The following is an 18904-nucleotide window of genomic DNA, read 5'->3' as shown; positions in this document are numbered from 1 at the left end:
TTTACTTCATTTATTCACTTTGTTCACTTTTTACCTGAAATAACCATTTTTCTCCGCTGATGCAACCAAAATCCAAACAAAGGGAGTCGTTTTTTCCCGACTTCTTTTTTTCTGTTTTTGATGCGGTTCATTTTTTTCAGGAAAAGGGTTCGAATCTGATTTTTTGAGCGGGTACAATGTTTCAAATTGCAGGAAAGGTGTGCATGAGTTGCAACCTGACAAAACCTGGCTTCAAAACTGGAGAAAACTTGAGTTTTACAAAACAAAACACAAAAAGTACTACAAACCTTTTACAAAACAACTCGAATTCATAGCTGAGTAGTTCAAGCCTTCATTTGCCATCATACTTTTTTGGTGAAAAAGCGGCTTTCATATTTGCCCTCTACGGCGTTTTAAATGCCTTCCTAATGGTGTTTTGTCTTGGAAAACAAAAAAAAACGCTATACAAGCCAAATATGAGCGCCTGACGAGGTGTCATTTAAAAGCCTAGGGGATAACGCAAATTTGCGTTATCCAGCCGCTTATCAAATTGATAAGCTGTTCACCAAAATGATGAATACCCTAATAAAACCTAATGTACGAAAGGTAACGTGAAAGGTAACGCGTTCCTTTTCGTTTGCAGTACTTTTTCGGAGTACAACAAACAGAAACAGTGTCAGAAGCCGCGCGGGACAATGGTTGTACAAAAATCATATAAAGATCATACAAAGAAACAGTGCGAAAACTGTGCGGAAACAACATGCTAACAAATGCTAATATTTTTTCGGAGTACAAGGGATTGCTCAAATATGAGCGGTGGGGTAACGGTCGGCGAGGGCATCCGTGGACGGCGGAGGCGTCGTAAATTCCACGACGTCGCGGAAATGAAGATCGTCGAAAGGGCGTCCCAAGTTGGGGTGTCCTCTACATTGAGGAAGCCGCTTGCTTTTGGACATTTCTGTCCAAAAGGGTGTGCGTTGAAATCACACCCTTGGCAGGAAATTCCCTCATAAATGAGGACATCGATTTTAAGGCCTCTAACAGCCTCATATAGACGTTTTCCTGCAAAGGGATATAAACCATACCATGCTGTTTAAAACGCGTTATACGCCAATTTTAGCGGTCGTTTTTGATAAAGGATACTAAAAACGATTATGTTTTCACCAAAATCAAGGAAAAGTGAGTAACGAATCGTGGCGGGGTAAATTTTGTTTACCCCATCATGCTTTATTCTTCAATTCTGGAATTTTCGGACGCATAAAAAAGCGCGACGTCGCGTCGATTTTCTGTGAATGTTGCCTCAGCGCATCATATGAACTTATCGGCGGAATTTCCGAAGGTAAAAACAAGTTGCAAAGGGTGTCGCTATTCCCGACATCCTTTTTTAACGCTCCATTTCGCCTTATTTTGCGTTTTTATCTACTACCTAATGGTTTTTGTATATATATAGATTAAAACGTCTATACGAGCCCGCTAGGCGCCTTAAAATCGATGATGATGTTTTTGGTCGACGTTGCCCCGACTTTTTAAGGATTTAAACGCGTCGCCGACGGCGCATTGATTAAAGGTATTTTCGTCAGACGCAAAATAAAATTCCACGACATCGTGGAATTTGAGGTGTCTTAAAATCTCATGATACCGTCTAACCCCAGGATTATGTTACGTTCAATGGTAACGTCGAGTGGTAACGTTGAAATGAAACCTAAATCAAATTGATGTTGATGCAGCTGGCAAAACGAAGAGAGGGTGCTCAACTTTGAGCAGACCCATATTAAGGGGGAGATAATTTATCGCCCCCCTCGTGTTTTGCGAGATCATTACGAGCAGGCTTAATTCCGGTCACAGATTCATAGACTTAATTGGGTATGGCTAGGGTGTACCCAATTAAGTCTATGAACCAATTCATAGGTCTGCGCCGCAATAATTTAGTATTATCAAGGGTTCTATGGTCTAAAAACTGCCCCTTCCAAGCCGACTATTATACATTTTTCGGTCCTGTTTTCGATCTGTTTGTGATATAAAAAGATGCGCTCAAATTTGAGCGCGTTAATGAAACACAATCTAAACAACGGACACAGCGGCGGCAAGTTCAACAGCCGGCACCATCGAAGTTAGGCGGTAACAGCGTTATTAGCTGGAAGATACCGCAGTGAGTGAGATAAAGTGTAGGGTGTCCCCAAAGTTGAGGACACCCCTTTAATTGTGTCGCTTATAGCGTTATGTCGCCGTTATGGTATTTAATGCGAGTCCGCAATTTGCGGATTCCAGACTCTAACTATTCATCAAATTGATGAATAGACTTATTTACCAAACAGACGGGACCAAAAACCTTTTTTCTTCTTTTCCTCTTCCTCTTTTGCTGCCGCGATCATCTTGCGTGTCTCCATGGATTCTTTCAAGGACTGCATGAGAAGTTCATCCCTTTTGTTCATGCGTTCTTCTATGTATTTTTGTTGTTCCTCTAAACGCTGCAGCAATTCTTGGTTAAACCTCAATAATTCCTGATTAAATTGCTCTTGCTTTTCGAACCTCTCCAGCAATTCCTGAAGAATCTCATCAGAACGCTTAAAATCACGCTTTTCCATTTCGTTTTGAGAGAGAACGCTAGGCGTTCCCGTTTCGGACGCTTCACCTTTATACTTTGATGTAACAACCTTTGCGGCGTTCTCCAATGAAAAATTCTCACCTTGAACTAACTTCTGGAAGTATCTCAGAGCAACTAGATCCCGCTCCACAAACAAACGCTTTTGATTATCCGTTCTCAAAAACTGATACCCGTTCTCCTCGAGAGCGAGACACCATTTTCTAAGCGTGCTGGTTCCTATATCAAGAGTCAAACTTACTTCCTTTGTTGTATATGCTTTTTCAAATTCGTTCATTGTGCCGGCCACCTTTTCAAATCGTTCTTCAAGACGTTCTTTTATGAAATTTGATATCTATTTTGATTTTCCTTCTTTTTTCTCATCATCACAACCATCATTTTTCGGAATAAAATTTTAAATAAAATATATAAAAATAAAGGATTTTGATGGAATTTTATTAAAAGTATTTACAATTACTTTTAATATATGGTACTCTTTTAACAAGAAAAAAACGGAAATAAATGGGGGAGGATAATGGTTAGAGTCGAAATAAAAAAGGTCGTCGGTTACGCTCGTATTAGTTCAGATTCCCAAATAGAAAATACATCTATAACGGAACAAAAAGAACGTATTGAGGCTTACGCAAAAAGCCAGGGATGGAAGTTAGAACGTATTTTTGTAGATGAAGGTTTTACAGGTTCAACTGATGATCGTGATGGATACAAAGAAATGTTGGAATACATTAAAAAACCTGACAACGAAGTGTCAGCAATAATCGTGGTTAAAGCAGATCGTATTCATCGGAGTTTAAAAAATTTGCTTATTTTAATTGAAGATGTACTGGAACCGAACGGAATTGCTTTTATTTCTGTTTCAGAGCGTTTTGATACCTCGACACCTCAGGGGATGCTTTTTCTTCAAATGATAGGTGGTTTTGCGGAATTTGAACGTTCTATTATAAACGAACGTACTAAGGGAGGCCGCTTGGCTACAGCAAAGAAGAATAAGTATGCGGGGGGACAAGTCCCTTATGGCTATGAGGTAATAAAAGGAGAAATTCAAGTTGTTGATAGTCAGGCTTTAGTTGTGAAACGAATTTTTCAGGAATTTATTGACGGTTCGAGTTACTACAAAATTGCAAAAATGCTTAATAAAGAAGGAATTCCAACGAAAACTGGTAAGAATTGGACTCCTCAAACCGTAAAAAATGTCATAAATACAGAAACTTATACAGGATTCAATACTTATAACGGAGAAAAGGAGAAAAATGGAATAAAGCAAAAAGGAGTATTTCCTCGGATTATAAGTCGTCAAATGTGGAATAAAGCACAATCTCGTTTAAAAGAAGGGGATAATAAATGATTAAAATTGATGTTCCAAAAGAGGATATTGCGGTTCGGGTAAACAATATCGAATTAATACCTAGAAAAAGCGGAATATACCTTTTGTATGGGGAAGACAAGAATCTCCTCTACATAGGGAAGGCTGAGAATTTGCGGGATAGGGTAAAGGTTCATGTTAGTGGCCAAGACTTTTCGTCTCGTAAATTTTCAAGATTAATCCAGTCTATTTCATGTATTTTTGTTTCTTGTCCAATGGAACGTGATATTTACGAAACGTACATGATTAATGTATTAAAACCTTCGTTTAATACCAAAAAAGTATATCTATATGAGTCGGAAATAATGAAAAACAGGCGTTTAAAACGAAGAAAAAAGATTGAGGAAGAAAATCCATTAAGATTCGAAAAAAATGTGATTGATATAAATATTCCAGACGATTTCAGTTTATAGGAGGAAAAAGAATGTCTGTAAACGACCCATTCAAAATCGTTGTCGGGAATTTTGTGGGCGACGCTTTTTATATGCGCAGTATTGCCGGATTTATGTTAGAAGGCCGCTTCAAAGCTGCTGGACTAAGTTCGATAGCACGACTTATTGACGAAAATGAGCCTTTCTCGTTCATCATTGACAAAAAAAACGACAGTACATGTCCCGATTGAGTTAAATAAGCAGATCAAGCAAGAACTGTTCGCGATCGCGGACAAGTTGGAAGGGAAAACGAATAAAACGTAAAAAGCCGTCCACAAACGGGACGGCTTTTCCTTTTAGGCCGCTAAGGGCAATATTATTAAATTCAAGTCGGCGCAAAGGCCTTTAAAATTCAAGTCGGCGTTAGAGCCTTCATTTATTCTTATGTCCATATTGTAATAAAATATTACTGAAAAAGCAATACGTTTTAATCGTTTTAAGTAATTTTAAGTAACTTTGAGTAGCTTTGAGTAGCTTTAAGTAGCTTTAAGTGCGTTTTAATTGTACTTATAATCAATCCTTCTGATCCTGCAAATTTGTTTTATCCTTCGTCTCTTCTTTTTTATTCTTTGTACATAACTTGATGATTGCTTCGTCAATTTTGTCCATTTGATCGTCAGTGAGTTTTAACTTAACGAATTCTTTTGTTTCTGGATGCCTATAATCGCTTAAACGTTGTTTGCTAACCTCTCTCATTTTACCAACTAAAGCGTAAGTTTTCGGCTTTTCGAATGGGAGGTCCTTAATTTCTCCTATCTCAACGCACATATTTTCTTCATCGAGTTTCCAGCTTTGTGTATCATCTTCATCCAGACTGGAGAGTGGAACTACGAGCGCGTGATATTTAAACTCTTTTACTACAACGCAAAAATGAGGATAATTGAATTCAGAACCGACATTTACGCCAAAATCGATGTAATATACCCTAGCACGTCTTCTTCGTACCATTTCCTTGTCTTTTTTGCTTGGATCGTTTTTATACCGATGGATAATATGGTTTTTAATCGCCACTTCTAGAAACCAATCCACCATTTTCTCCGCATATTCCGGATCTTTATCGTGGAAATACATAAGTTCCGGCTTTAATGCTGCAAATACTGTATCAATTTTGTCGGATAGCCTTTCTTTGTCGGATTGTTTTTCTTTCTCTGACACTAAATTCATCCCCCTAGACCTATTTTTTGATTTTAATTTACCATATAACGACATATTTCGTGGTTATTTGAAATTAAAAAAACATTCTTGTCAGACACAAAATAAAAACCATCCTTTACATGGGGTACGGAGGATGGTTTTTATGATTCTTTTTCATCAGGTATATATTCAATAAGATCGCCAGGTTGACAGTCAAGGACAGCACAGATTCGATCTATGACCTCTAAAGAAACATATTCATCTTTGTTGAACTTGGCCATTGTAGACCATGATATATTGGCTGCTTTCTGTAGATCCTGTTTCTTTATACCGCGATCAATTAACAACTTTAGCAATGGTTTATAGCTGATCATTTTTACACCTTCCCTTCTTTATCGCTTAGTCATCTCTAATTATACAGATAAATCTTTTAGATACCAAAGAAATATATTGACAAAAAATGATAATACGTTACAATAATCTACAAAAAGACAAAAAAATCTTCGATAAGTAAAAGAAAAAAGGAGGCTTTATTATGAGTACCATGGTCACAGCCTACAAGATTGCAGAAATCGCAAAATCGCATCGAGTAAGTCTTGATTATGCTCTTGAATTTGGAGCGGCTTGTTACGATGCCGGTATGGTGGAAGTGCTTAAAGGTGTTGCTATTGAGGTTTTAGCGCGTGAAGGTAGTAATATTGTGACTTCCAAGTACACAAAGGAGAAGCGTTCGATCATTGAGAAAAAGTATAAAGCATTGAAAAATGTGCTAAACGAAGAAGAAAAGCAACTTCTTGAAGACTTTAACGATGAGTTTCATGATCTTGTATATGCTGAAGCGGAAAATTACTTCATTGAGGGATTCATCCAAGGTTATCGCTATTTGAAATTACTCTCTTACTCTGGTTATGCGGATTATATGGAGGAATGATGGGAAATGGGGAATCTATTTGTTTTACACGTAACTGATGATCAAATGGCTCCGACGATATTAGCCGGTGATACGGCAATAGTGGATACGAGTGTTAAGCCGCTGCCAAACGGGAAAGATGTTGCGGTGTTAGCGGTGGATGGAAAGATTCATGTTTGCCGCTTCACTCGGCGCGAAAATCGGATTGTGATGGCGTATGACAATGGCACAACTCGAATCATTCCAGAAAGACAGGTCGAAGTCATCGGCAAAGTCATTCTTGTATCATTCAATCCAGAGATCAAACCGCTTGAAAATGAATAAAGCCACCGTGCGGCTACACGATGGCTTCTTAAAAAAACAGGCTAATCCATTATAACATACAGAAAGGGGATTACGCAAAGTGGCGTTCCCCTTCTTTTCGTTTTCAACCCTAAGTTGTAGATTTGTGTCAAAGTTTGATAGAATAACAGACAGATAGAGAGAACGGAAAAAATAAAAAAGTGGCTGCATCCCTCTCAGTGCTGGCAACACTGAGAAGCAACCACCCCAAACGAAATCAACCTATCAAAAATAATAAACTAAGTGAAGGCACATTTCAACAATGATGTGTCCTGTTTTTCCATACATTTTTTGGGGGATGTTGCTAAAAACGGAGATGCAGTCACGTTGAAAGGAGTTTTCGACGTGGCTTTTTTGTTGCAAGTCCAAGAAACATACATTGAAGAATGGCATGATTGTTATTTATCAGAATCGAAGAAAACAGGCTTTGTTTGTACGCTACAATTAGCTAACAAAAAACACCGCTTCTATGGGCTTAACGATTTAGATGCACTTCTCAAAGAGGCGAAAAAACGAAAAACAGATGTGTATTTAAGCCTAAACGCTTTCGAGTACGGTTCGCGTACAACAAAAACATTAAAACAAATTCGAAATATAGGCGTTGATCTTGACTGCTACAAAGTGAATGTCTCCGTTCCGAAGGCTTTAGAAGAGATCAAGCAGCTGATTATCAAAGGGAAAATCCCAAATCCAAATTTGGTCATTTTCTCTGGACGCGGCTTGCAGTTGATCTATTCCATTAGCGGCGGAGCGGCGCCGGCAATGGCTTTTCTCACGCAATACATTACCACTCAATATATTGCCGAATTAAAACATTTAGGAGCGGACACAGCCGCTACTGATGTGACTCGTGTGTTCCGCTTGCCTTACAGCATTAATGGCCGAAATGGAAAACAAGTTACCGTGGAGATATGGAGAACATTAGAGTACAGTTTAGAAGAATTATATAGTTATTGCACGCCGCTAGAACGCCGTAGAAAGCCTGTAAAGCGCCGAAAAGGAACGGTTAGTATACTTACCCCTAAAAGTGGATTAAAAACGCTGTACAGCCTAAATACGGCGCGTAAAAACGATTTAGAATTACTCGTTACCCTTCGAAATGGAGATATAGAAAAACGAAATGTTCTAACCTACATATACGCTTATACAGTGGCGTTAATCCTGAAAAACAAGCAAGCCACGATTGATTTTGCTCTGCAGCTCAATGATCGTTTCCAAGAACCACAGAAAGCAAGTGAAGTCAAACGGACCGCTGGCAATGCCTACGACGATGCCATGGAGTTCTTTGACGAGTTCCAGAAGCGGGATTTTAGAATGTGGTACAGCACAAGGGACGGAATTAAGCGGCCGATGAAAAACGAGACGATCATCGAGGAATTGGAGATTACGCCGGAAGAAATGCAACAGATGACCACTCTTATCGATGATAATGAGAAACAAAAACGTGACACAGAGCGTAAACGCAAAAAACGTCGTGAAAAAGGTATGTTGCAACGCGACGAATATATTAAACAGCAGCATGATAAGACGGATGACAAATTATTTAAATTACAAGAGTTGCTGGAGAAGAACCCAAAGGCAACAAATAAAGAACTAGCCGCTATTCTTGGTGTTTCAATCAGACGTGTTCAGCAATTAAAAAAGGAACTATAAGAACGAACTATAAGAACATATATTCCCGTGAAATGGTTTGTCTCTTTAAACCGTACTTATAAATGGACATGTGCTGTTTGCTCTTTGATCTTTGATAACGATGTCCTAGTGGATCACGCGGTCATCTAACGCTCTAAGTATTGCTTAGGGCGTTTTTCTTTTACTTATTTTTGAGTATTTTAGTGATCTATGAGCGGATGCTCTATCCAGTCATTTTTGAGAAGGGGGGCAGTCCAAACTTGGACTGGGGGGGTTCTAAGTTAGAGCCTCCATCAATTATTTTATGTCTGACAAAAAATATTGTTTTGTTTGGTGTTACGTATTATAATCAAAATAAATAATGTCAGACGAAAAAATGTTTTGTTTTAGGAAAGAGGGGGATGTTCCATGAGGGAAGGTCGGTGCTACGAACAACATGATTTCCAAGTGCTTATTTTATCTGTGTTTAATAAGCGGAGGCCATCAACGGAAAAGGAAAAAAGGGAACTCCAGCGGGAATATCTCAGGTTAATTGATCGGATCCCGCAAATGTGGGAGGAATTCGTGCAGAAACATAAAAACATTTATGATCGGTTCGGGTATCTGGATGTGATTGTGCATGATGACTTGACGTATGAGCGGAAGAAGCTAAAACGGGGTAGACCGAAGGAAGAAAAGACAAGAGAACATCGAATTACAGTGCGGCTGGACGATGAACTATATGAGCTTCTACAAAAATATTGTCGGACGAAAAAATTAACGGAGTCAGAGGCGATCCGTGAACTTATTGACCAGCTTAAATATAAGATTTGGTGATCCTTCGTACGAATTTCGTCCGAAAAACGGACAAAGTAGTAACTTCGTTGTCAGTTGATGACAACTTTTAGACATCCCCCCGCCCTTCAGGATGAGAGGGTGTTTTTCTATCGGGCATCGGCGGTGGGAAGTCAACTGTCGAGATTTTTTGAAAAAATTCTCACGTAAGGGGAGGGGGGTAGAATGAAAGGGCGCATTACATGAACGTTCCCCAATTTTGGGGAGTCGTTCTTTTTTTTGTATTTGGGGGGGGGGAAGAATTCTGTCTTATAGACTTCGAAAACATTCTAGTTGATTATTTAAAGCATTGTTCTAATTGAACAACAAAAAAAAAAAGAACACGGTTCCCTAGGGGGGGATAGGGTAACCATGTCTTTAGTGGGAGCGGAGCCATTCTCTGATTTCTTCTACTGATCGGTCAATAGTCTTTGCAATCTCATTGATTGCTACACCTTCGTTGTGGAGCCTTAATGCTTTTTGTTTGTCCTGATACTTTTTTTGTCGCTCTCGGTTCTTTCTTCTAACTTCTTCGGGATCTTGTTGCTTTTTTTCTTGATCGCGTTGGTATCGAAGTTTTTTCTGACATTCTGGATTGCCGCAAGTGCTTTGACGATGATTTCCGCGCCCTTTTTTACCTCCTACACGATACACAGTTCCGCAAAAGGTGCATAATCCGACAGGCATTTCATGTATTTGTGCAAAGATTAACTCGGCCCATGCCATTTGGAGAATATCTTTTGGATATGCAGCAAAAGCAATTTTCACCTTACTTAACGGCATAGATTTTCCAGCAATTTCTGTAGAGCCGACTGTAAAATAGTTTGGAGTTATAGATAGTTGCAATGCTCTTTTTTTCTGGACATATGCCCAAATGTTTCTATGGACATTTAGAGTCCTTTCACAGTATTTTTCATGCTTTTCGTATAGTGAAGCAAAATGCTTATTTATAACTCTTTTGTGGTTTCCGTAACTAGCCAAAATCATGAAAAGAACCATTAGTTCGGTTGTAAAGTTTAGATATCCTTTCTCTTCGCCGCGATTAAGAAATAATTCTAAAAGTTTGTTGTGTTCCTCTTCAAAACTTTGTTTTCCTTCCATTGTTGCCGTCTTTATAGCCGCTATTTTTAAAAAAAACTCGTCATTTCTTCTGTGCGAATTTAACTGATATCCAAACATAGACGAGTAATCATCATGTAACTTTGTTGTCGGTAATAAATCTAAACCGTCTCCTAGTGTGGGTTCCCCATATTTTTGTGTGTTAATTATACTTTCAAGGTCCCTTGCTGCCTTTAAAAAAACCTCTCTCATAGTGAAAATGTCTGGATTTTTTTCTGGGTGTAGCACCATTTCGTCGTTCTCTAACAATCTGAAGAAACTTTTGGAAAGCAAATTGATAATAGGTAAAGGTTGCTCTTCTTCGCTGGTGCCTTTTGAAAGTATTACATTATCGGATAGCGTATCCAATCCATCCCCCAACAACTCAAATTCTTTTGTCATAACAAAATTATTTCTTAAATCGTAACTAACGTCATTAGAATCATAAAATTTAACGTTATTCAAATCATAAACACCCCTATAAATTAAAGTGATTTCAAGATATAACGTCATTAGTTTAATTTGTTTTGACGTCATTATTATCTTATCATTATTAGTAACAATTAGACAAGGAGGGAACTGATGTGCTGGTAGCAAACGCTGATGTACGTAAGCGTCTAAAAGAAGCAGAAATTAAGCATTGGATGCTGGCTAACAAGTTAGGTTGCCATGAAACTACATTAAGTCGTTGGTTGAGGGTGGAGTTACCTCCAAAGAAAAAAGAATTGATTTTTAAGGCAATCGACGAATTGGAAGCAGAACAACAAGTCGCTCAATGAACTCATCTTAATAGATATCTTCTTGTCGTAAATCTAAGATTTCTATCCTCGAAGCAATAGATTTTAGAGGGTGAAAACAGGAGGGATAATATGTTTAACCGCAATCAGGATATTAAAAAGGCAAAAGGTGATCTGCCGAATTGGGCGATTGCCGAAAAATTAGGCATTCACGAAAACACGCTATATCGTTGGCTACGTTCAGAAATGAGCGATGAGAAAAAGCGGCTGGTTATCGACGCGATTAACGAACTAAAAAGGGAATTAGAAGAGCAAAAGCAGGTGCAAAATGCCTAATTTCACCCTTATCAAATCGTATACGGAAAGAGGTGAGACATCGTGGAAAGTGAAAAAAAAGGTTCAAAGGGTGAATTTTTGGCACGGTATTTTCTAAACGCTCTATACGGTCAAGAAACTCAAGGTTATTTGACTTTATGGACTTCAGAGGATAAGCGAACACGGTGGTTTGCAGTAAATGAAATTGAAGCGGCCGTTTTAGAGGCTATGAGATTAAGAGACCAACAGAATGTATATTTCGGGGTTGGTTTACGAAAAGAACGCCTTTCAGAACGCCAGAGAGGGTCAAATAAAGATGTTTATTCTTTACCGGGTGTTTGGCTTGAGATTGATACAACAGACGGTAAACACGCGAAAAAGAACCTTCCAGACACGGAGCAAGCGCAGGCGATTTTAAACACGTTCCCGCTTGAACCTAGCATCATTGTTCATAGTGGCGGTGGGCTTCATTGTTATTGGCTTTTTGATAAGCCTGTAAGGATATTAGATCCCCTTAATCAACAAAGAGCGGAGAAAATGCTGACTCGCTTCCAGACGGCTTTTATTCGTTTAGCGCAGGCAAAAGGTCTACATATTGATAAAACAGCCGATCTGGCAAGGGTGTTAAGGGTTCCCGGTACGTTTAACCGTAAAGAAGAGCCTAAACCAGTAAGAACGCTAGTATTCAACGAAAACGTAAGGTATTCCCCAAAAGATTTGTATGAGGCTCTTGAGGAAATTGAAAGTAAACTCTCTCCAGAAGAAAAACAGAATGTGCAGCAAGATTACCAAAGTGGGAAATTACCTGACGCGGATCCTAACAAAATCATTTCGGAATGTCAGTTTATTAGAGGGTATTTAGAAAATAAGGAAAGTGCCATTTATCCAGAATGGATGGCGGCTCTTACAATCGGCGCTTATTGCGAAAATTACGAGCAAATTTGTCACGATTGGAGCAAAGGCCACCCCGGTTACTCTCCAGCGGAAACTGACCGAAAAATTAGAGAAATCCGCACGAACATGAAACCAAGAACGTGTGCAGCCATTCATGAGGAATTTGGCGCTTGCAGCGGGTGCAAGCATTTCGGAAAGATTAGAAGTCCTATTGCTCTCGGTATGAACATGGAGCGCAAAAAGGCTGAGAAAAGAACATTCATGAGAACGGATTTAGGGAACGCAGAGCGTTTAGTAGCCTTATATGGCGACATATTAAGGTACTGTAATAATTTTGGAAGTTGGTTCATTTGGGACGGTAAGAAATGGGTCCAAGACCGAATCAACGACATTCAAAATTACGCTGCCCGTACCGTTAGGAATATCTATAAAGAAGCGATGGAAGAAGAGGACACCGATAGGCGTAAGGCGTTAAACGAGCATGCGGTAAGGTCAGAATCTAGAGGCAAGATTGAAGCCATGATCTCTCTAGCGCGTTCAATGGTTCCGATTGTTCCAGAACAATTTGACCAAGATAAAATGCTATTCAATTGCAAGAACGGCATTATTGACTTGAGAACAGGAAAATTATTGCCTCATGACCGCTCTAAGTTTATGACCAAAATATCGCCTATTGAGTATGATCCGACCGCTGAATGTCCGACATGGATTAGATTTTTAGAAGATATTATGAGCGATGAAAACGGCAACCCTAAGCGCGAACTTATCGAATTTCTTCAAAAAGCGGTAGGTTATAGCCTTACTGGGGAAACCAAAGAGCAGGTTTTGTTTTTCTTTTATGGGACAGGCCGTAACGGAAAAAGTACTTTCGTTAATACAATCCGTGAGATTATGGGCGACTATGGAAAACAAACAAATGCGGATACCTTTACCGTCCGCAAAAGTGAGCGGATCAATAACGATATAGCCGCTCTTCAAGGCGCTCGATTTGTAGCGGCCACAGAGAGTGAGGAAGGTGCTAGATTAGCAGAATCATTAGTTAAGCAGTTAACGGGTGGGGAGGCCATTCAAGCACGTTTCCTGTACCAAGAAAATTTTGAGTATATCCCGCAATTCAAGATTTTTTTCACGACGAACCATAAACCCATTATTAAGGGCAACGATCAAGGAATATGGAGACGTATTCGGCTTGTTCCTTTTACGGTCACGATACCTGAAGAAAAGAAGGATACATCCCTTCCCGATAAGTTAAAGGCTGAAATGCCCGGTATTTTACGTTGGGCGGTCGAGGGTTGCTTGAAATGGCAGCGAGAAGGGTTAGGAAATCCTGAAGAAATCAAGCAAGCGACAGAAGGCTATAAAGAAGAAATGGACAGTTTAGGAGCGTTTATTGCTGATTGCTGTGTGGTTAGTGAATTAGCAAAATGCTGGGGATCTGATTTATATAACGCTTATCAAAATTGGTGTGATGAAAACGGAGAGTATGAAATCGGAAAGCGCAAATTCAATAAGCGCATGGAAGAACGGGGCTTTAAAAAGAAGCGGGGAACCGGCGGCGGAATTGAGTTCCATGGCATCGGCTTAAAAACAGAGGATTATCCAAAAAATGTAGTCGGTTTGGGCCGTTTTAATAAAGCGGGAGCGGTTGAGTATATATGATTTGCTCTATTTTAAGACAAGTAGAACAGTACGGAAGTGTTTTGTCAAAGGAAGGTGATAGGCTCAAGGTTGAAAATCCCGGAGCCTTACCTGACCTTTTAAAGCAGCAAATACGACTCCACAAGCCTAAATTGTTAGAGTATTTCAGCCTTGAGGAACAGGCTCGTAATAGCGGTTGGCTGGTTTACCCTTATGGAGAATGTTTTGAAAAGCGTGTCGCTCTTTACAGTTATGTGTTTATCTTTGCAGCACAAAACGACACTTATACGGTATGGAGAGGCACTTGGCATGACAGTATCCAGCCTTCTAAAGAAAGGATTGTTGCTGAGATGGTTGATTTGAAAACGGCTCTACAAAGGGCTGAAAACTATGTGAAATGGTTTCAAAAATAGGAGGGAACAAAGATGAAAACAAAACTGTTTAGATGGTATGAAGGTTCAGGCCAACCAAATTTAGATGCACAAATCAATGAGTTTATCGAAGAGTCTTGTATAGAAATAGTCGATATTAAATTTTCAAGTTGTGTAGATGAAATCGGCGTGGAATATGCTGCATTGCTTATGTACCGTGAATTGTGCTAAGGGGAGGGGTGATTCGGTGCTAAATATTTACGTTTCTGATGATATTCGATTAAAGGTTGAGGAAATACCTGAAGAACTTCACTCCATGCTTAAAAAGGCTCTCACGCTTCCAAATCCGGCGTATGAGCAGGCTTTGAGATACGGGAATGGTTTTACCAAGATACCAAAGGAAATCCGCTTATATGACGAGAATGAGGGCTTTTTGAGCGTACCGAGGGGAGTGGCTAATAAAATCGTCTTTTTCTTAAAACAAAATAATATTCCGTACAAAATTCACGATCAGCGTCTGGTGCTTCCGGAAGTGCCTTTTCAGTCGCGGATCATGTTACGGGATTATCAAAAAGAGGCCGTCAATAAATTAATGCAAGTTACACAAGGTTTTCTTGTTTCTCCATGCGGAAGCGGAAAAACCGTCATGATGGTTGAATTAATGACCCGAATTAAGCAGCCGACCTTGTTCATTGTTCACCAAAAAGAGTTGATGGACCAAATTATCAATACCGCTGTGGCGCTTACTGATGTTACTAAGCAAGAAATAGGCACTATAGGAAGCGGAAAACGGACTGTAGGAAAGCGCATGACGGTTGCAACGATACAAACCCTTAACCGCATGGATATCGACGAAATTAAGGACAATTTTGGAGCGATTTTTATTGATGAAGCGCATCACCTAGCCGCTAAGAGTTTTTATGAGGTTATTTCAAAGTTTCCAGCAAAATATCGGTTAGCGGTTTCGGCCACTCCAGAACGAGCCGACGGACTTTCTAAAATGGTTTATGCGTGCAGCGGCCCTGTGATACATGAGATAAAACAATCGCAAGTGCCGACCATTATTCCAAGTCTGAAGGTGATTCACACGGATTTTGACACAGACACTTATGAGCATATGGAAGTCATTAAGCAGTTAGTGGAAGATAACGCGAGAAATCAATTAATTGTAGACACGATAAAAAAAGAAGCACCCGGCCATTTTTCGTTGGTGTTGTCAGACCGGGTTGAGCATTTGGAAATTCTCAAATCTATGATAGCAAGAGCGCTCCCTCATTTAAAAGTGGAAATTTTAACAGGGGCGCTCAAAAAGAAAGAACGTAATGAAATCATGCAACAGGCAAAAAATAAAGAGATTGATATTTTGCTAGCCACTCAATTAGCAAGAGAGGGGCTGGATATCCCACATTTAGACCGTTTATTTATGACATTTCCGAAGAAGTCCGCTTCCACTGTGCAACAGGAAGTAGGACGGGTTATGAGACCCGCTGAAGGCAAAATAGATGCGATTGTATTCGATTTTTTCGACTTCAAGCACAGCATTTTGAAAAGTCAGTTTTATAAGCGGGTAAAGGTGTATGAGAAGATTGGCATGACCGTAAGAAAAGAGGTGTTCGTATGAGGTTTGTTGGTATAAAAAAAGGTCAACGGAGGGGTAATATGAACATTTTTGAAGCAATGTCTCAATTAAACAAAATCGATAATGTGCTATTTAGCATAGGAGCAAGGCTTGAACGAGAAATGATGGATAATCATTCAAAGGCTATTGAGTATGTTGAGAAAATTCTAGTGGTTTTTCAGAAGCGGTTTGTTTTTCATGCTATGCAGCAAGGAGCTTTGACCGAAGAATGGAAAGCGCAAAAATGGCTTTTTGACATAGACGAATTAGTACAAAAAGAACGTTACAGCCTTTTAAATCCATTAGTGGCACTAAAGATATTCGGGACACGAATAAAGCGCCTAGAACGCCGAAATAACGCTATACGGAACGAGTTAAATAAGATTAAAAGGCAATACATTGACTTAGAAAATCAAGTGAAGGAATCAAAGTACTTTAAAAACAAACAAGTCATTTTAGATGCGATTTATGAGCGGAAAAGAACTTTGAAGGCGATTAACGACAGAGAGGATATCTCATTAGCACGTTTTCACGAATGTATCATGCACCTGTTTTTAGGAGACGAAACCATTAGTCGAGAGGATTTTCTTTCTCTTATTTCTATTGATCATGAGCGGGTTAGTTGGGACGGTGTACAATTGCCAACCTATCCAGAACGAATTAAGAACCTACCTGAACGATTAGATTATGAGGCGTTCTTGGAGGCGATATTCATGGACAAGATTGAGGATGATGGCCATTGTCCGTTTTTTGATACAGTCATGGATCACACGCTCGAGTTGATTGATAAAAACAGAGAATTTAAAGAAATGTCGAAACGAATGGTTCAGGAGATATTTGGCCCGATGCCTACATATACGGTGACGCGGGATGAGTTCGGGGATGTTGTAGATATAACACCGAACAAACCTGATTTAAGAGTTGTGGACTAATTATTGCTTTTCATGGAGGTGTGATGAATGCCACGGCAACACACTAAGCAAAACATTAAGGCAGCGCGTAAAAAAGTGGAGATTGCCTTAGAGAAATACAAGATGTACCTTTTAACGTTGCCGGATGACATGCTACCCAAAATCACTTCTTCTTATTCTATCGCACCTCCTTCAAAAACCAATCAATTCTATTCCTCTACTGAAGCCGTTGCCATTCAAAAAATAGATTACGAGCGGGAACGAGAGGAATATATGCAACGGATTCAAGCGGCTGTAAACCGGTGTAGCGAAATGGAGCGGGCTATTATCGTTCAATGTTATATGCAGACAGAGGATGTCTATGATTATGAGATATATAACGAACTAGGTATAAGCGAAAGTAAGTTTTACCAATTAAAAAGGAAAGCGTTAGATAAATTGGCGGTTATTCTTGGATTTATCAGCGTAGAAGATCTATTCAATGGTTGAATGTTTGTGACACTTTGTGTCACGCCTTTATACAGGTTTGGTTTGAAAAAAGGAGCGGGTGCGGAATGGACACAACAGAGAAGATAGTCCAAGAATTGAAGAATAATCTCATAGGTAAACCATTGCAATGGATGGTATACGGAGAAGGTGTTAGGGTACGCTTCGATCAACCAATAAAGAGCGTTTCTATTTCCAACTTTAGCGGATGTATTTTATTTCATTTCAAAGGCACAGGTGCTAAGAATAAGGTTGTAAGCCTTGATATACCTGTAACCATTGAGAAGATAGATAATGATAAAGCGCTCATGTATCATTTGTTTTCGAGTAATGGCAGCAAGGCTATAACAGTTGGATACCTGAAAGAACAATAACAAGACTGCACAAGGATGTGCGGTCTTTTTTTTATTTCGCTTAATCCCCCGTACCCAACAAAACGATGACAGGAGAGCGGGGACCGGCCAGGGGGAACTCTTTCCAATAGAGCGGATGCTTTTCGAAAAGGGGTGTGAACAAAGGATGATCCCAGGGCGGGCCAAAAAGTTTTAGCCGACTCGCCAGGACCGGCGCTGCCCTTCAGCGTGTACAGAATTCCCTTTTTCGCGTGAAGGGGGATAAAAGGAAATGCCGTGCCCCCTGTTCCAGACCTTGAGGCGTTCGGTCAGGGACCGAGTGGGGCACCTTTGTATAACACACAGGCTTCACGCGTGACCCCCCACCCTCATATGCGATAAGACAGCAGCGAACGCAGAACACATTGAGCCATACAGAGGTAGGGGAGGTTAAATTTCTACAGTTTTTGTTCTGCAGACCGCGCGCCCAAGTCAGCGCGCACAAAATTCCCTAAATAAAATTTCGAAAAGGGGAGGGGGGATTCCAATTCTTCGTGCTTTTTCGCTGTAGACCGGCGGGCCAATCTTCTTCGTACAAAATTCGTTTTATTTTGTAGAAGGGGTCTCTTCAAAGTTGAGGAGTGAAAATACTACATTTTACTACAGATTTTTATATTGAGGCGGCTCAAACTTTGTCCTTCTGAGGGGGATTACACTATGCGGGGCTTGCGAGCCCCGAAATTTCCTTCCATAAAATCAAAAAAATTTACTTCGGAACTTCGGAATTTTGGTGCCAAAAAACAGAAATAAATCCCCTTTTTAGTTATCGATTTGGGCTACAAAAGGGAGAAAAAAACGCTTTTTTTGGCCTTCAATACACGATTTTGTTGAGCACTTGTTTAAAAATGTTAAGTTATGTTAAGTTTTTGGCGCACTATAGCAAAAAAACTAATCAGATTTCTTTTTCTCTTCCCGCTCCAGTTCATTCACTGACCGCACATCAGAAAATTCACTAAGTGAATGAGTTTATTCACTCGTCCAACGTCTTTATAAAACATATAAGTAAAAAAATCACATTCTATATTATAAATATTTCCTTTTTACCTCTTTTTTTAGTGAAAAAAGTGAATAAATGAATAAAAGTGAAAGAAATATAGAAAAGTCCTATAGAGAGAAATATAGAAAAGTTAGTCAAAAAACGTTCACTTTACTTCATTTATTCACTTTGTTCACTTTTTACCTGAAATAACCATTTTTCTCCGCTGATGCAACCAAAATCCAAACAAAGGGAGTCGTTTTTT

Annotated in this window: 20 protein-coding genes; 16 read left to right on the top strand and 4 right to left on the bottom strand. The window is 39.6% G+C overall.

What is annotated here, in order from left to right:
- Window positions 1–2279 precede the first annotated feature (2279 nt).
- On the bottom strand, window positions 2280–2858 hold the full coding sequence (locus HNQ84_RS13790) for a DUF3967 domain-containing protein (protein WP_340721684.1): 579 nt from the start codon (window positions 2856–2858) through the stop codon (window positions 2280–2282).
- Between the two features lie 237 nt (window positions 2859–3095).
- On the opposite strand from HNQ84_RS13790, the gene HNQ84_RS13785 reads away from it, so the two are divergent.
- Genes HNQ84_RS13785 through HNQ84_RS13775 form a run of 3 tightly spaced genes read left to right on the top strand, consistent with a single transcriptional unit; the run spans window position 3096 to window position 4563 of the window.
- Window positions 3096–3923, top strand: a complete 828-nt coding sequence (locus HNQ84_RS13785) for a recombinase family protein (protein ID WP_297990879.1) — start codon at window positions 3096–3098, stop codon at window positions 3921–3923.
- Window positions 3920–4354: a nucleotide excision repair endonuclease gene (locus HNQ84_RS13780; RefSeq protein WP_088223761.1), complete on the top strand. Its 435-nt coding sequence runs from the start codon at window positions 3920–3922 to the stop codon at window positions 4352–4354. The genes HNQ84_RS13785 and HNQ84_RS13780 overlap by 4 nt, the downstream gene beginning before the upstream one ends.
- An 11-nt stretch (window positions 4355–4365) precedes the next feature.
- On the top strand, window positions 4366–4563 hold the full coding sequence (locus HNQ84_RS13775) for a hypothetical protein (RefSeq protein WP_232467237.1): 198 nt from the start codon (window positions 4366–4368) through the stop codon (window positions 4561–4563).
- A 322-nt stretch (window positions 4564–4885) separates the two neighbouring features.
- Here HNQ84_RS13775 and HNQ84_RS13770 read toward each other — a convergent pair whose 3' ends face one another.
- A complete protein-coding gene (locus tag HNQ84_RS13770; RefSeq protein WP_297990881.1) occupies window positions 4886–5527 on the bottom strand; it encodes a type II toxin-antitoxin system PemK/MazF family toxin in 642 nt (213 codons plus the stop codon).
- Window positions 5528–5667: 140 nt separating this feature from the next.
- Window positions 5668–5880 (bottom strand): helix-turn-helix domain-containing protein, encoded by a 213-nt coding sequence (locus tag HNQ84_RS13765; protein WP_088223759.1) that lies wholly within the window; start codon window positions 5878–5880, stop codon window positions 5668–5670.
- 161 nt (window positions 5881–6041) lie between these two features.
- On the opposite strand from HNQ84_RS13765, the gene HNQ84_RS13760 reads away from it, so the two are divergent.
- The 4 genes from HNQ84_RS13760 (at window position 6042) to HNQ84_RS13745 (ending at window position 9206) form a co-directional block, all read left to right on the top strand.
- Window positions 6042–6437: a DUF6809 family protein gene (locus HNQ84_RS13760; RefSeq protein WP_088223758.1), complete on the top strand. Its 396-nt coding sequence runs from the start codon at window positions 6042–6044 to the stop codon at window positions 6435–6437.
- Window positions 6438–6443: 6 nt separating this feature from the next.
- Window positions 6444–6740: a S24 family peptidase gene (locus HNQ84_RS13755; protein ID WP_013877720.1), complete on the top strand. Its 297-nt coding sequence runs from the start codon at window positions 6444–6446 to the stop codon at window positions 6738–6740.
- 363 nt (window positions 6741–7103) lie between these two features.
- Entirely contained in the window at window positions 7104–8411 is a 1308-nt protein-coding gene (locus HNQ84_RS13750) for an Lrp/AsnC family transcriptional regulator (RefSeq protein ID WP_088223757.1), read from the top strand.
- Between the two features lie 543 nt (window positions 8412–8954).
- Window positions 8955–9206 carry a ribbon-helix-helix protein, CopG family gene (locus tag HNQ84_RS13745; protein ID WP_240672287.1) on the top strand — a complete coding sequence of 84 codons (252 nt, stop codon included), beginning with the start codon at window positions 8955–8957 and terminating at the stop codon, window positions 9204–9206.
- 375 nt (window positions 9207–9581) lie between these two features.
- On the opposite strand, the gene HNQ84_RS13740 is transcribed toward HNQ84_RS13745, so the two are convergent.
- Complete coding sequence (locus HNQ84_RS13740) at window positions 9582–10766, bottom strand: hypothetical protein (protein WP_340859852.1); 1185 nt, start codon at window positions 10764–10766, stop codon at window positions 9582–9584.
- Between the two features lie 119 nt (window positions 10767–10885).
- Between HNQ84_RS13740 and HNQ84_RS13735 the strand changes: the two genes are divergently transcribed.
- The 9 genes from HNQ84_RS13735 to HNQ84_RS13695 all read left to right on the top strand — a co-directional run bounded on the left by HNQ84_RS13735 (window position 10886) and on the right by HNQ84_RS13695 (window position 17645).
- The gene (locus HNQ84_RS13735; RefSeq protein WP_035067936.1) at window positions 10886–11080 is read left to right on the top strand and encodes a hypothetical protein; all 195 of its coding nucleotides are present in this window, start codon (window positions 10886–10888) and stop codon (window positions 11078–11080) included.
- A gap of 90 nt (window positions 11081–11170) precedes the next feature.
- Window positions 11171–11374 (top strand): helix-turn-helix domain-containing protein, encoded by a 204-nt coding sequence (locus HNQ84_RS13730; protein ID WP_035067938.1) that lies wholly within the window; start codon window positions 11171–11173, stop codon window positions 11372–11374.
- Window positions 11375–11416: 42 nt separating this feature from the next.
- Complete coding sequence (locus HNQ84_RS13725) at window positions 11417–13906, top strand: DNA primase family protein (RefSeq protein WP_435622427.1); 2490 nt, start codon at window positions 11417–11419, stop codon at window positions 13904–13906.
- Complete coding sequence (locus HNQ84_RS13720; RefSeq protein ID WP_435622426.1) at window positions 13903–14298, top strand: hypothetical protein; 396 nt, start codon at window positions 13903–13905, stop codon at window positions 14296–14298. The genes HNQ84_RS13725 and HNQ84_RS13720 overlap by 4 nt, the downstream gene beginning before the upstream one ends.
- A gap of 12 nt (window positions 14299–14310) precedes the next feature.
- Window positions 14311–14487 carry a hypothetical protein gene (locus HNQ84_RS13715; protein WP_435622425.1) on the top strand — a complete coding sequence of 59 codons (177 nt, stop codon included), beginning with the start codon at window positions 14311–14313 and terminating at the stop codon, window positions 14485–14487.
- 16 nt (window positions 14488–14503) lie between these two features.
- Entirely contained in the window at window positions 14504–15877 is a 1374-nt protein-coding gene (locus HNQ84_RS13710; RefSeq protein ID WP_435622424.1) for a DEAD/DEAH box helicase, read from the top strand.
- Between the two features lie 38 nt (window positions 15878–15915).
- Window positions 15916–16806 (top strand): hypothetical protein, encoded by an 891-nt coding sequence (locus HNQ84_RS13705; RefSeq protein ID WP_435622423.1) that lies wholly within the window; start codon window positions 15916–15918, stop codon window positions 16804–16806.
- A 27-nt stretch (window positions 16807–16833) separates the two neighbouring features.
- The gene (locus HNQ84_RS13700) at window positions 16834–17274 is read left to right on the top strand and encodes an ArpU family phage packaging/lysis transcriptional regulator (RefSeq protein ID WP_435622422.1); all 441 of its coding nucleotides are present in this window, start codon (window positions 16834–16836) and stop codon (window positions 17272–17274) included.
- A gap of 65 nt (window positions 17275–17339) precedes the next feature.
- Window positions 17340–17645, top strand: coding sequence for a hypothetical protein (locus HNQ84_RS13695; RefSeq protein WP_435622421.1), 306 nt, complete (start codon window positions 17340–17342; stop codon window positions 17643–17645).
- Window positions 17646–18904 lie beyond the last annotated feature (1259 nt).

The organism is Anoxybacillus eryuanensis, assembly GCF_051200995.1.
Taxonomy (GTDB): domain Bacteria; phylum Bacillota; class Bacilli; order Bacillales; family Anoxybacillaceae; genus Anoxybacillus; species Anoxybacillus tengchongensis.
This window is presented reverse-complemented; position numbering and strand designations above follow the sequence as displayed.